The following is a 14,168-nucleotide window of genomic DNA, read 5'->3' on the forward strand; positions in this document are numbered from 1 at the left end:
ACATCGATGTCAACCGCCACCGCTCAAGAGGAGCCGGTCGATGCTTGGAAAATTGGGTATATCAACTCGAATCGCGGCGGGGCTGCTCGCGGTCGCGGTCGTGGGCTCACTGCAGACCGGGCCGGCCGCGGCCGGGACGGCTGAGGCCGTGACCGGACCCGGGACGAACGCGGCCCGCGCGAAGGCGTCGTACGACGCGATCAACAAGTACTTCAGCGCCGGGCCCGGCCTGCTGCTGGAGGAGTACCCGAACACGCACTCCAACCCGTACTCGTACATCTGGCCCTACTCGCAGGCGGCCGTCGCGGCCGAGAACATCGCGGGCATCCCGGGCGCCGGTCACAAGGCGTCGGCCGAGGCCGAGCGCCGGATCGACGCCTACGCGCCGTACTGGAACGCGACGACGACGCCGAAGGGCTACGACTCCTACGTACGCGCGCCGCTCGGGCAGGGCGGGGACAAGTTCTACGACGACAACGAGTGGATCGGGCTGCACCTCGTCCAGCACTACAAGCGCACCGGCGACCGCGCCGCCCTGGCCCGCGCGCGGGAGATCTTCGCGCTCGTCATCCACGGCTGGGACACCGACCCGAGCCACCCCTGCGCCGGCGGCGTCTACTGGACCCAGGCGCCCTGGAGCCAGGACCGCAACACGATCTCCAACGGCCCCGGCGCCGAGCTGGGCGCCCACCTCTACCTCCTCACCCGCGACCGCACCTACCTGACCTGGGCGAAGCGGATGTACAAGTGGGCGCAGGACTGCATGCTCGCCCCCAACGGCCTCTACTGGGACCACATCGATCTCGCCGGCACCATCGAGAAGACGCAGTGGACCTACAACCAGGGCGTCATGCTCGGCGCCGGCGTCCTGCTCTACAAAGCCACCGGCGATCACCGCTACCTCCGCGACGCCAAATCCGTCGCGAACGCCTCCCTCGCCTTCTACAACACCCGCGAGCTCCTGGCCAAGAACGGCGCCGCCTTCAACTCCATCTGGTTCAAGAACCTCTTGATCCTGGACACCGTCGCCCCGGACCCCCGCTACCGCAAAGCCATGCAGTCCTACGCTGACGACACCTGGAACACCCTTCGCGACCCGGCCACCAACCTCTACAAATTCCGCGAAGGCCCCGTGGAACTCCTCCAGCAATCCGGCATCACCCAGATCCACGCCCTCCTCGCCTGGCCCCGCTCCAAATACGGCCTCCTGGCCTGACAACGAAACAGCCGCCGCCGGAGAGTCTCCGGCGGCGGCTGTTTGTTTGTACTAGGCGGCGCTGGTGGCCGTGTTTATCTTGACGGGGGTGGCGGGGGCGCCGTCGGTGGGGCCGTTCTGGGGGGTGACGCCGGCCTGGGCGACCTTGTCGAGGATCTTGAGCGAGGGCTCGTCGATGGTGCCGAAGGCGGTGTACTGCGGGCCGAGGGCGGAGGCGTCGCCGTAGACGATGAAGAACTGGCTGCCGTTGGTGCCGGGGCCGGCGTTGGCCATGGCGACGATGCCGCGGCCGTACTTGAGGGTCGGGTAGACCTCGTCGGCGAAGCTGTAGCCGGGGCCGCCGGAACCGGAGCCGCTCGGGTCGCCGCACTGGAGGACCTGGAGGCCGTCGCCGACGGTGAGCCGGTGGCAGCTGGTGTTGTCGAAGTACTTCTGGCCGGTGAGGCTCAGGAAGCTCTTGACGGTGCAGGGGGCGAGGGCGCTGTCGAGGCTGAGCTGGAGGTCGCCGACCGAGGTGTTCAGGCTGACCTTCGTCGTCCCGGAGGCCTTGGTCTTGCCGTTCTCCGGGGCGTTCACCTTCTTGGCGGGCGCCTCGCCCTTCTTGTACGAGCAGTCGACCTCGGCCGGGAGCGGCTTGTCCCGCTTGGGCGCGGCTGCGAGGGCGGTCGGGATGCTCTTCGGCTTGTTGTCCGCGCCGGTCGGCTGCTCGTTGGTCGGGGGCGGGGTCTCGCCGCCGGCGGCCGGGGTGTCGTCGCCGCGGGTGCCGAAGACCACGAAGACCCCGACCAGCACGGCCACCACCGCCACCACGGCGGTCACCGTGATCGCCAGGTTGCGGCGCTGCTTGGACCGCTCAGCCTGCCGCTCGGCCTGCCGTTTGGCCTTCCGCGCCGCGAGCTGCTGCTCATGGGTCTTCTTGGACATGCAAACCCTCCCTCACCGTGATGTCTGCAGGGAACTTACAGCGTCAACCTGAGAACTGTCTGTTAATCCGGCCGAACTGTGATCAGCCAGCACCACCACCCGATCACCCGCGCCGAGCGTCACCGGAGCGTCCGGCGCCGGGTTCAGGACGACGCCGTACGCCGGGGGCCGGTGGAAATCGGCATGCGTCCGGTAGCCGATCGCGGTCTCCCCGCGCCGCCGGGCCGCCTCGGCCAGCGTGGCGAAGTTCGCCGGCGCGCCCGGGACGACGTAGTCCGCGGCCGGGTTCAGGTAGATCTCGGCGCCGTCCGGGCTGAGCAGCTCGGCGAAGACGCCGGCCAGGTTCCGGTTCTCGGTCAGCTGGGTGAGCAGCAGACTGATCAGCTTCTCGCTGACGACGAAGTCGTCGGCCCGGGTGACCTGGGCGATCTCGCGGTTCGCTTCGTCGTTGATCTCGCTGACGATCGAGTACGGGTCGCCGAGCTGCTGCTCCAGATCGCGCAGGTGCAGCAGTGTCAGCAGCGTGCGCGCGTCGGCCTCCTGGCCGCTGCGGCCGTCGGCCGACAACACGATCACGTGCTGGTACGTCGCGACGTCGAGCGCCTCCAGCTCGGCGCGGTTCGTCGGATCGCAGTACGTCGTCCCGACGGTGAGATGCGCGTAGGAGCCGAGCTGTGTCGGGTCCGGCCCGGCGACCTGCAGGTGCGAGCCGGGCGCGGCGAACTCGTCGAGCAGCGCGACGATCTTCGGGGCGCGCTTGTTCCAGCCGATCATCAGCGTCCGCGCGGGCTCCGGCGTCCGCCGAACCACGGGCGCGATCGCCTCCGCCCGGAACGGGACGGCGGTGTGCGCGCGATGGATCAAGCTGTCGTCATCGGCGAGCACGATCAGCTCGTCGGTCGCGTCGACGATCCGATCGGACGGCGGGTTGAGCGCGATCCGGCCGTCGGCGGCGCGGAGTCCGACCGGGATGCCGCGGTCGAACGTCCGGCTCACCTCACCGAACGCCTGCCCGGTCGCGGAAGCCTCGGCGCGCAGGTAGAACTCCGTCCCGGCGAACGCGAGCAGATCGGTGCACACCGCGGACAGCCCGGACTGCCGATGCGCCTGGACGATCAGCCGGACGGCGAGATCGTCCGCGCCGACCAGTTGCGTCCGCGGCCCGCCGGCCAGCTGGGCCGCGGCGAGGTTGTCGGAGTCGTTGACCGCGGCCACGACCTGCGGGCCGCCGCCGGCGCCCGACCGGTCGCCGAGCGCCAGCAGGATCTTGATCACCTGGATGTCGGCGTCCTCGACCGGCGGCGGCAGCACCATCACCGACCGGGCCTCGGCCAGGTTGACCAGGTCGAGGTCGGCCGGGCGCAGCGGGTTCCCGGTCCGGCAGACGACGACCGTCCGGCCCAGGTCACCGACGCGGGCTCGGAGCGCGTCCTCCATCTCGACCTTGTCCTTGTCGGCCAGGATCGCGATACACGACCGCCGCTGGCTGTGGTTGGCCTGCACCAGCTCGGCCACCACCGTGAACACCTGCTCGGACCAGCCCAGGACGACGGTGTGTCCGCGCTCGACCACCTTCGACCGGCCCTTGCGCAGGTCCGCGATCTTGCCCTCGAGCCCGGTCGTCAGCACGCCGATGAACGCGCTCACCACGAAGATCCCGCCGACCGTGATGGCCAGCATCAAGAACATGAACACCGGACTCCCGGAGTCCCCGCTCACGGTCCCCGCGTCGATCGCCCGCATCAGCGTCAGCCAGAACACATCCGGCCACCCGCCGTGCTGCTGAACGTCCCCCGGCACCAGCCAGATCACCAGCACCGACACCACCAGCACCAGCAAAGTCGATGCCAACCCCAACCACCCGACCAGCGCCGGCGTCCCCCGCGACATCGTGCTGTCGAACCAGTACCGCGCCCGCGCCCGCCACATATTCCACTCCTCAGCCTCACTCGAACCCGGTGACTATAGGCGAGCCCGGGGCAACTGCCCGAAGTGAGAGTGGCGGGTGGACCTCGCGTCGTGCATACTGAGTATCTAGATACTGAGTATGCACACTACGAAGAGGGGTTACATGATGCGGATTCGGCTGATCGGGGCGGCACTGGGTGTGGCGATGCTGGCGGCGGCGCCGGTGGCGGCGCACGCGGCGCCGGGGAAGGCGCAGACGTCGCAGCCCTACACCCATCTCGTCACTGGGAAGAACTGGAGCACCGGTGGGACGTACATCGCGACCGGTGGTGACATCAAGCTGGACCTGACGACGCTGGAGAAGAACACGCAGGTGCTCGTCGAGGAGTGTGACGGGCCGGATCTGGGCGACGTCAAGAAGTTCACGAAGAAGGCGTCCAGCCACACGCTGGCCACGGGGATCGCGAAGGGGACGTGCTTCCTGGTCCTGCTCTCGCCGGTGTCCGGCAACGGCGGCTACCTGGTCAAGGGCACGCTGAGCTACTGAGTGGGCCGGGCGCCGCGGCTTTGCAGGTCCGCGGCGCCCGCGGCCTCAGTCCTTGATCTCGCAGAGGACGGCGCCGGCCGAGACGGTGGCGCCGACCTCGGCGTTCAGGCCGGTCACGGTGCCGGCCTTGTGCGCGTTCAGCGGCTGCTCCATCTTCATCGCCTCGAGGACGACGATCAGGTCGCCCTCGGCGACGGTCGCGCCTTCCTCGACGGCGAGTTTCACGATCGTGCCCTGCATCGGCGAGGTCAGCGAGTCACCGGACGCCGCCGCGGCCTTGCCGGACCCACCGGCCCGCCGCGCGGGCTTCTTCTTCGCGGCCGCGCCACCGGCGGCAGCGCCGGACCCGACCCCGAGACCGGCCGGCAGCACGACCTCGAGCCGCTTCCCGCCGACCTCGACGGTCACCGACTCCCGCTCGCCTGCCTCCGGCGCTTCGCCGACCGGGCCGTCGTACGGCGTCAGCTGGTTGTCGTACTCGGTCTCGATCCAGCGCGTGTGCACCGTGAATCCGGCGTCCCCGACGTACGCCGGGTCCGACACGACGGCCGCGTGGAACGGGATGACGGTCGGCATCCCCTCGACGACGAACTCCTTCAGCGCGCGCCGCGACCGCTCCAGCGCCTGCGTCCGGTCCCGGCCGGTGACGATCAGCTTCGCGACCAGCGAGTCGAACGCGCCGGGCACGGTCTCGCCCTCGTCGTACCCGCCGTCGATCCGGACGCCGGGGCCGCTCGGCGGCTTCCACTTCGTCAGCGTGCCGGGCGCGGGCAGGAAGCCGCGCCCGCCGTCCTCGGCGTTGATCCGGAACTCGATCGAGTGCCCCGACACCTCCGGGTCGTCGTACCCGAGCTCCTCGCCCTGCGCGATCCGGAACATCTCCCGGACCAGGTCCAGCCCGGTGACCTCCTCGGAGACCGGGTGCTCGACCTGTAGCCGGGTGTTCACCTCGAGGAACGAGATCAGCCCGTCCTGCCCGACCAGGAACTCGCACGTCCCGGCGCCGACGTACCCGGCCTCGCGCAGGATCGCCTTGGACGACGTGTACAGCGTCTCCAGCTGCTCCGGGGTCAGGAACGGCGCCGGCGCCTCCTCGACGAGCTTCTGATAGCGGCGCTGGAGTGAGCAGTCCCGGGTGGAGACGACCACGACGTTGCCGTGCGCGTCGGCCAGGCACTGGGTCTCGACATGCCGCGGCTTGTCCAGGTAGCGCTCCACGAAACACTCGCCGCGGCCGAAGGCGCTGACCGCCTCACGGGTCGCCGACTCGAACAGCTCCGGCACCTCGTCGAGCGTCCGCGCGACCTTCATCCCGCGCCCGCCGCCGCCGTACGCCGCCTTGATCGCGATCGGCAGGCCGAACTCCTCGGCGAACGCGACCACCTCGGCCGCGTCGGCCACCGGGTTCGGCGTGCCGGGGACCTGCGGGGCGCCGACCTTCTCGGCGATGTGCCGGGCCTTGACCTTGTCGCCGAGCGAGTCGATCGCGGACGGCGGCGGCCCGATCCAGATCAGCCCGGCGTCGAGCACGGCCTGGGCGAAGTCGGCGTTCTCGGCCAGGAAGCCGTAGCCGGGGTGGACGGCGTTCGCGCCGGAGCGCGCCGCGACGTCCAGGATCTTGGCGATGTTCAGGTAGGAGTCGGCCGGAGTGGCGCCGTCCAGCGCGTACGCCTCGTCGGCCAGCCGGACGAACAGCGCGTCCCGGTCCTGATCGGCGTACACGGCGACGCTGCCCAGGCCGGCGTCTGCGGCCGCCCGGACGACTCGTACCGCGATCTCGCCGCGGTTGGCGACCAGTACTTTGGTGATCTCGGACAAAGCACGACTCCCTTCAAGCCTGGGCCCACTCTAGAGTCCAAAGTCTGGACAGTGGGGAGGGCGTTGATCACATCCGGTGCCGGGCGCGCCGCCGAACAGCGACGGAATAGGGTCAAGGACCTGCAGTACGCCGCTGAGTCGAGGGAGTCGTGATGTCGGGGATTCTGGAGCCGCTGGCGGGAACCGTGCCGGCGGTGTGGGAGAAGCTGGACGACCGGTTCGACGGGATCCGGGGCGACCACCATCTCGAGCGGCTGTGGACCGGCGGCCGGTGGCTGGAAGGACCGGCGTACTCGCCGGCCGGGCGCTACCTGGTCTGGAGCGACATCCCGAACGACCGGATCCTGCGCTGGGACGAGACGTCGTACCAGGTCTCCGTCTTCCGGCAGCCCGCCGGCTACACGAACGGGCACGCCCTCGACCAGCAGGGCCGCCTGGTCAGCTGTGAGCACGGCAACCGCCGCGTGACGCGGACCGAGCACACCGGCGAGGTGACCGTGCTGGCCGACCGGCACGAGGGCAACCGGCTGAACAGCCCGAACGACGTCGTCGTCCAGCGCGACGGCTCGGTCTGGTTCACCGACCCGGCGTACGGGATCGACAACGACCTCGAGGGCTACCGGGCCGAGATCGAGACCGGCGGCTGCCACGTCTACCGGGTCTCGCCCGAGGGCGCGCTGACCCGGGTCGCCGACGACTTCGACCGGCCGAACGGCCTGGCCTTCTCACCGGACGAGTCGCTGCTCTACATCACCGACACCGAGAACGCCACGATGCGCGTCTTCACCGTCGAGGGCGACCGGATCACCGGCGGCGAGCTGTTCGCCGAGTGCGGGAACGGCGCCTTCGACGGTATCCGCGTCGACACCGCGGGCCGCGTCTGGGCCTCCGCCGCCGACGGCGTCCACGTCTACCACCCGGACGGCACCCTGCTCGGCAAGCTGCTCGTCCCGGAGATCGTCTCGAACCTCACCTTCGGCGGCCCGAAACGCAACCGCCTCTTCATCACCGCCACGACCTCGGTCTACTCCCTCTACACGACCGTGAACGGCGCGGCGCCGCCGTACGCCGCCCATGGCTGACTTCGGGCCGGTCCTGCGGAAGTTCCGTAAGGCTGCCGGGTTGTCGCAGGAGCGGCTGGCCGAGGCGGCCGGCGTCAGCGTGGAGGCGATCAAGACGCTGGAGGCGGGCCGGCGGCGGTATCCGCGATCAGCGACGCTCAACCGGCTGGCCGACGGGCTGGGCCTGACGCCCGAGCAGCGGGCCGAGCTGGCGGCCGCGGGCGACCGGACGCAGACGCGGGTCAGTGTGCCCCGGCAGTTGCCGGATGACCTCGACGAGTTCGCCGGTCGCGACCAGCAGGTCGCCGAGCTGGAGCGGGTGTTCGCGGGCCAACAGAACCGGCCGGGCGTTGTGGTCACGTCGGCGATCGCCGGGATGGGCGGGATCGGCAAGACCGCGCTCGGTGTCCACGTCGCGCACCGTGTGGCCGACCGCTTCCCCGACGGCCAGCTGTATCTGAACCTGCGCGGCTTCGGCCCGGGCGCGCCGATGACGGTCGAGGAGGCGCTCGGCCGGCTGATGGAGAGCCTCGGCCTGCAGGCCGCCGACGATCTCGCGGACGTCGGTGAGGCGGCGGCCCGCTATCGGTCGGCGCTGGCCGGACGCCGGGTGCTGTTGCTGCTGGACAACGCGGCCGACGCGGCCCAGGTGGCGCCGTTGTTGCCCGGGGCATCGACCTGCGGAGTGCTGATCACCAGCCGGCGCGGCCTGACCGAGTTGCCCGGCGTAGCTCATCTGACGTTGGACGTCCTGCCGGACCGGGACGCCGTCCGGATGCTGGCGGTCGTCGTCGGCGACGACCGGATCGCAGCCGACCCGGCGAGCGCGCTGAAGATCGCCCGGCTCTGCGGCGGGCTGCCGCTCGCGCTCCGGATCGCCGCGGCCCGGCTCGCCGACGAGCCGACCTGGACGGCGGCGGAGCTCAGCGACCGGCTGGACGCGGCCCACCGTCGTCTGGACGAGCTGTCGATCGCGGACCTGGATCTGCGGGCCAGCATCGAGCTCTCGGTCGCTGCCGCGGCCGATCGCGACCCGGAGACGATCGCCGCGTTCCGGCTACTCGGCCTGCACGACGGCGACGAGCTGGACGTCGAGGTCGCGGCCGCGCTGCTCGACCTGCCGGTCGCCGCGACCGAGGAGATCCTGGAGCGCCTGGTCGACCTGCACCTGATCGACTCGGTCGCGCCACGGCGCTACCAGCTGCACGACTTGATCCGCAGCTTCGTCCAGGAGACGACGGCCGAGCTCGTCGACGAGGCGGGCCGGGAGGCCGCCCGGATGCGGGTCCTGCGGCTGTACCGCGCGATCGCCTGGCGGGTCCGCTCGTTCGACTTCCTCGACTGCCTGATCGACGACTGGATGGACGCCGACTGGGTCGCCGGCGCGGAGGACCGCACGCTGGCCGAGGGCCTGGCCTGGCTGGACGCGGAGGCCGACGAGATCATCGGCGCGATCCGCCGGGCCGCGACCGCCGCGGCCACCAAGTCCGAGCGGGTCCTGGTCGGTGAGCTGGTGGCCGGCCTGCTGCCGTACTTCCACCTCCGGCGCCGGTACTCCGACGGCGTCCTGCTCGGCACGATCGCGGTCGTCACCGCGGATGCGATCGCCAACCCGCTCGCGGCCGCCGTCCTGCCGTTCGAGCTCGCCCAGCAGTGCGGCGCGGCCGGCCACTACTCGTGGGCGCTCGGCTACATGACCACCGCGCTCGCGGCGCTGCAGGCGCTCGACTACGAGATGAAGACGCTGGAGGCCGAGGTCCACCTCGGCGAGTACCTCGTCGAGCTCGGGCGGTACGACGAGGCGCGGGCCTCGGCCGCGCGCGCGGTCGCGGGCGCCGTCCGCGGGAAGTACGAGATCACCGAAGCCGACGGGCGCCTCATCCTCGGCATCATCGCCGGCCGGGAGGGCCGGACGGCGACGCAGGACGAGGAGTTCGGCCGCGCCGTCGAGCTCGTCCGCCGGGCCGGCACCCCGAACGGCCGGCAGTGGGTCCTGAACACGGTCGGGACGTCGTACCTGGAGACCGGCCGCTACGACGAGGCCCTGCTCTACTTCGAGGAATGCCGGACGACGGCGCTCGGCGCCGGCCACGAGTTCGGCGTCGCCGAGGCCCTCGAAGGACTCGGCCGGATCGAGCTGGCCCGCGGCGTCCTCGAGGTCGCCGAGGAGTACCTGCGCGCGGCCCTCGCGGTGATGGAGGGCACCTGGCAGCCGGAGGTCGGCGTCCGCGAGCACCTCGGCCGCGTCCTGGCCGCCGCCGGGCGCCACGAGGAGGCCGCCGTCCAGTGGCGGATCGCGCTCGACCTCCTGGTCCGGCACGGAGCACCGGACCAGGAGCCGATCAGAGCGTTGCTGCTTACAGCTTCTTGAGCTGGTCGATGACGGTGAAGACCGCGAGGAAACCGAAGGCCAGGAAGGCGAACCCCAGGACGGCGGTCCGTAGCCGGGTGATCCGGATGGCCTTCGGAAGCGCGCGGGAGTTCATCCACCAGAGCAGGCCGGAGTAGACGAACATCATCGTGCCCGCGGTGCAGGCGGAGATGACCAGCAGCACCAGCGGCTGGGTGAGCCCGGCCAGCAGCACGATGATGCCGAAGGCAACGAGCCCCCAGACCAGGCCGAAGTACAGCTTGGACTCGGTGACGGTGGACGTCCGCAGGTAGCGGGCCTTGATCATGTCGGCGGTCAGCCGGGACGTGTAGTCGACGATCCCGGCGGCCGCGGCGAACAGGGAGAACGCGCCGATCGCCCAGAACAGGTAGCCGAACCAGCCGCCGACCAGGGTCTGCAGCGTGATGCCCTCGATCTTGAGGAAGCTGATGTTGTTCTTGACGTCGGGATTACCGAACAGCGTCGCGTGCGCGAGCATCGAGGTGAAGGCGATCGTCAGCACGGTGATCGTGACGAAGGTCGCCGCCTGCTCGATGTTGGCGAACTTCCACCAGCGCCGCCAGCGGGCCAGGTTCGCGTCGTTCGGCGTGAACACGTACCCGTTCGCGGTCGGGTCGGCCTCGGACTCGCCGGTCACCGGTGAGGTCAGCCGGGGGACGTGGATGCCCTGGGCGAAACCCTTGTCCCGGATCCAGTTGCTCTGCACCAGGTTCTGGCCGCCGCCGGCCCCGGCGTACGCGATCGCGCCCATCATCAGCGCGAAGCCGAGCTGGTCGACCGGGAACTCCGGGTGCGTGACGGCGTCGCCGAGGGCGTTGTACGTCTTGGCCCGGATCGCGAAGATCAGCGCCAGCACGACCAGCAGCCCGACGGCCAGGATCTTGACGAAGATCAGCCGTTCGAGCATCACGTAGACGACCGGGGCGAAGGTCAGGATGAGGCCGATCGACGCCAGGATGCCGATCGCGATCCAGCGCGGGTCGCCGCCGCCGAACAGGTAGGTCAGCATCGAGGCCGAGCTGGTCGCCCAGCCGGGCCACATGTTCGCGAAGTACGTCATGATCGCGAAGAACAGGCCCCAGTGCTTGCCGTACCGGTTGAAGCCGGTCAACGCGGTCTCACCAGTGGCCAGCGTGTACCGCTCGATCTCCATGTTCAGGAACCACTGGATCACCACGCCGACCAGGGCGCCCCAGAGGAACACCAGGCCGACCTGGCTCGAGATGTACGGCCACAGGATGAATTCGCCCGACGCGAGCCCGACGCCGGCGCCGACCATCCCCGGACCGACGATCTTCCAGGTCTTGGCAGGCGGCTCCGGGAGATCCCGGACCTGAGGGGCGGGGAGGTTCTTCGTCGGCAGTGCGAACGTGCCGTGGTCCGTCGATGTGTCAGCCATGCGGGCTCCTCACGTCTCGACCGTTTACCGGAGGTTAGCGGTTCTGGAGCGCCTCGAACCACTTCTCGGCGCAATGCAACGGATTCGGCCGCCAACGGCGCTTCTTCAGTACAAGGAGCCGGCGGTCGAGAGGACGACAGCGTGGTGGGGAAAGCAAATGGGAGTGACAGACCCGTGCCGCCCAGTGGAATGCCGGACCGATTGGCGGCGCCGGTCCGGCTGCTGATCGGCCCGGCGAACTTCGCCGGGCAGGGCACCCGGTGGGCCCGGGCACTGGAAGAACACCGCGCCGGGGTGCAGGTGACCTCCTTCGCCTACACCAACGGGGTTATCGACTATCCGACCGACTACCAGGTGTCGGCGAGCACCTACCGGCGGCATCGGCGCTGGCAGCTGGAGTTCTACCAGCATGCGCTGGCCAACTACACGCACGTGCTGATCGAGGCCGGGCGCCCGCTGTTCGGCGTCCTGCACGGGCCGGACTCGGCCGGGGATCTCCAGCACCTGTTGAGGAACGGGATGCAGGTCGGGCTGCTTGCCCATGGCACCGATGTGCGGATCCCCAGCCGGCATGCGGAGACCGAGCGGTGGTCGCCGTTCCCGGACCTGGCGGACGAGACGGTCGAGACCCTGGAGCGAAAGGCGATCCGGACCGGCGAGTTGTTCGCGTCGTACCCGGGGCCGGTGTTCGTCTCCACACCTGACCTCCTCGACTACCTGCCCGACGCGGTCTGGTGTCCGGTGGTGGTCGAGGCCGACGCCTGGCGGAGCGACGCCCCGGTCCTCGAGCGTGCGCGGCCGGTGGTGGCCCACGCGCCGAGCAAGGCGGCGATCAAGGGTTCCGATCTGATCGACCCGATCCTCCAGCGGCTGGATCGCGACGGGTTCATCACCTATCGCCGGGTGGAAGGCGTCGATCCGGCGGACATGCCGGCCGTCTACCGCGACGCCGACATCGTCCTGGACCAGTTCCGGATCGGGAGTTACGGCGTGACGGCTTGTGAGGCGATGGCGGCGGGCCGGATCGTGGTGGGCAACGTGTCGGCGGACGTCCGCGACCGGGTGCACGCCGCGACCGGGCTCGCACTGCCGATCGTCCAGGCGACGCCGGACACGATCGAGCAGGTCCTGATCGGCCTCGTCACGGATCCGGCCCGGGCCCGGGAGATCGCCGCGCTCGGCGCGCCGTTCGTCGCCGACGTCCACGACGGACGACGCTCGAGCCAGGCGCTGGCCACCTTCGTCGAACGGCCGACCGGCGTCCCGGCGGACTGGCAGCCGCCGTGGATCAAGCGCAAGGTCGTGATGCTGGCCGGGAACGAGATCGTGATCGACTCCCGGGTCCTCAAGTACGCGCAGACGGTGGCTAGCTGGGACCTCGACGTCACCTGCATCGGGATCGCCGGACGCCGGCAGCGGGGCACTCGTCAGTACGGCAAGGTGCAGGTGATGTGCCCGCCCGTCCCGCTGCGTGCGCGGCTGACAGGCTGGCGGGCGCGACTGGTCGCCCTGAAGCCGTGGTTCAGCACCGAGGCCGAATACACGCTGGCCGAAGGTCGCTGGCAGTACGCGAGTCGCGAGCTGCGCGGAGATCGCGGGCGTGACCTTCGGGACCGCTCGCGGGACGGCGCCGCCCCGCGGTCACGCGTCGATCGACTCCGCCGGGCGCTGCGCTGGCGGGTGCTGCGACTGCAGCGGGCGGTTCTGGAGGCCCGTGCCGTGCCGGTCCGGCGTGCCGAGCGCAAGAACGATTCGGGTGTCGGCAAACGCCGGGCGCGACTGCTGGCACTGCATCGGCTTCTCCCGTCCGGGCGCTGGCGGCGGGTCCTGCCTGAGGTGCTCGATCAGGAGCTGTCGATCGGCCCGCTGCTCGACCGGATGCAGATGGAGGTCATTCACGTCCATGACGTGTTCATGCTCGGTATCGCGGCGCGGGCGGTGCATCGGGCGGCCCTGGACGGGCGGACCGTCAAGGTCATCTACGACGCCCATGAGTACATCCCGGGGCTACCGATGGTGGCTCCGCGCCGGGTCGCGGCGTACAGCGATCTCGAGCGCGAGTTCCTCGGTGACGCCGACCGCGTCATCACGGTGTCCGAGCCGCTGGCCCACTGGCTGCAGCGCGACCACAAGCTCGCCGAACTGCCGGACGTCGTCCTGAACGCCCCGATCGAACCTGCTTCGGACGCCGAGGTCATCGAACTGCGTGAGCAGCTGCAGCTGGCTGCTGACGTGCCGTTGCTGGTCTATCTCGGCGGCGTCCATCGGGCCCGTGGGGTCGGTACTGCGGTCGAGGCGCTGCCGCAGCTGCCCGGCGTCCAACTCGCGGTCGTTGCCCGGATCAACAGCGTCACCGCGGAGTTGCAGTCCCGGGCCGCCGAGCTGGGGGTGGCCGACCGGCTGCACGTCGTCCCGTTCGTCGCCGCCGACCTCGTCCCGCGGTACGTCCGCTCGGCCACCATCGGGCTCAGTCCGTTGCTGCGGGCGCCCAACCACGACATCGCGGTCACCAACAAGTTCTGCGAGTACATCGCCGCGGGGCTGCCGATCGTCACCAGCGACACCCCGGCGCAGGCTGACCTGGTCACCGAGCTCCGGCTGGGCGCGGTGCACGCTGCCGGTGACGTGGACGATTTCGCCCACGCGATCCGGACGGTCCTTGCCATCCGCGACCGGATCTCCGAGCGCATCCTCGGCGACGCCGAGTTGCGGCATCGCTTCTCCTGGGCGGCGCAGGCCGAGGTCGTCCGGTCGGTGTACGCCGAGGTGCTGGGCAAGCTGCCGGATGCCGCGTGGGCCCCGGGCGCGACCACCGTCCGGGAGTTGTTGCCTGGCGCACCGGAATTGCCGCCGACCGAGTGGCGGGCCTACCGGGAGCGGAAGAGGCGCGAGCTAGCCTGACC

The 14,168-nt window shown here is 70.4% G+C and carries 9 protein-coding genes; 5 read left to right on the forward strand and 4 right to left on the reverse strand.

What is annotated here, in order from left to right; all coding sequences use genetic code 11:
- The first annotated feature begins 40 nt into the window (after nucleotides 1–40).
- A complete protein-coding gene (locus ACZ6ZD_RS15040; protein ID WP_465672171.1) occupies nucleotides 41–1,216 on the forward strand; it encodes a glycoside hydrolase family 76 protein in 1,176 nt (391 codons plus the stop codon).
- A 51-nt stretch (nucleotides 1,217–1,267) separates the two neighbouring features.
- On the opposite strand, the gene ACZ6ZD_RS15045 is transcribed toward ACZ6ZD_RS15040, so the two are convergent.
- Nucleotides 1,268–2,140: a peptidylprolyl isomerase gene (locus ACZ6ZD_RS15045; protein WP_465672173.1), complete on the reverse strand. Its 873-nt coding sequence runs from the start codon at nucleotides 2,138–2,140 to the stop codon at nucleotides 1,268–1,270.
- 12 nt (nucleotides 2,141–2,152) lie between these two features.
- Nucleotides 2,153–4,069 carry a CASTOR/POLLUX-related putative ion channel gene (locus ACZ6ZD_RS15050; protein ID WP_465672175.1) on the reverse strand — a complete coding sequence of 639 codons (1,917 nt, stop codon included), beginning with the start codon at nucleotides 4,067–4,069 and terminating at the stop codon, nucleotides 2,153–2,155.
- Nucleotides 4,070–4,211: 142 nt separating this feature from the next.
- Here ACZ6ZD_RS15050 and ACZ6ZD_RS15055 point away from each other — a divergent pair, with 142 nt between their 5' ends.
- Complete coding sequence (locus ACZ6ZD_RS15055; protein WP_465672177.1) at nucleotides 4,212–4,595, forward strand: hypothetical protein; 384 nt, start codon at nucleotides 4,212–4,214, stop codon at nucleotides 4,593–4,595.
- Nucleotides 4,596–4,640: 45 nt separating this feature from the next.
- Here ACZ6ZD_RS15055 and ACZ6ZD_RS15060 read toward each other — a convergent pair whose 3' ends face one another.
- Nucleotides 4,641–6,413 carry an acetyl/propionyl/methylcrotonyl-CoA carboxylase subunit alpha gene (locus ACZ6ZD_RS15060; protein ID WP_465672179.1) on the reverse strand — a complete coding sequence of 591 codons (1,773 nt, stop codon included), beginning with the start codon at nucleotides 6,411–6,413 and terminating at the stop codon, nucleotides 4,641–4,643.
- Between the two features lie 152 nt (nucleotides 6,414–6,565).
- Between ACZ6ZD_RS15060 and ACZ6ZD_RS15065 the strand changes: the two genes are divergently transcribed.
- Both ACZ6ZD_RS15065 and ACZ6ZD_RS15070 read left to right on the forward strand, forming a co-directional pair.
- A complete protein-coding gene (locus tag ACZ6ZD_RS15065; RefSeq protein ID WP_465672181.1) occupies nucleotides 6,566–7,495 on the forward strand; it encodes an SMP-30/gluconolactonase/LRE family protein in 930 nt (309 codons plus the stop codon).
- Entirely contained in the window at nucleotides 7,488–9,845 is a 2,358-nt protein-coding gene (locus ACZ6ZD_RS15070; RefSeq protein ID WP_465672183.1) for a helix-turn-helix domain-containing protein, read from the forward strand. The genes ACZ6ZD_RS15065 and ACZ6ZD_RS15070 overlap by 8 nt, the downstream gene beginning before the upstream one ends.
- Here ACZ6ZD_RS15070 and ACZ6ZD_RS15075 read toward each other — a convergent pair.
- Nucleotides 9,832–11,265, reverse strand: a complete 1,434-nt coding sequence (locus tag ACZ6ZD_RS15075) for an Nramp family divalent metal transporter (RefSeq protein WP_465672185.1) — start codon at nucleotides 11,263–11,265, stop codon at nucleotides 9,832–9,834. The two genes, ACZ6ZD_RS15070 and ACZ6ZD_RS15075, sit on opposite strands and share 14 nt — an antisense overlap.
- A 174-nt stretch (nucleotides 11,266–11,439) precedes the next feature.
- Between ACZ6ZD_RS15075 and ACZ6ZD_RS15080 the strand changes: the two genes are divergently transcribed.
- The gene (locus ACZ6ZD_RS15080) at nucleotides 11,440–14,166 is read left to right on the forward strand and encodes a glycosyltransferase (protein WP_465672187.1); all 2,727 of its coding nucleotides are present in this window, start codon (nucleotides 11,440–11,442) and stop codon (nucleotides 14,164–14,166) included.
- Nucleotides 14,167–14,168 lie beyond the last annotated feature (2 nt).

The organism is Kribbella sp. NPDC104218, assembly GCF_055584105.1.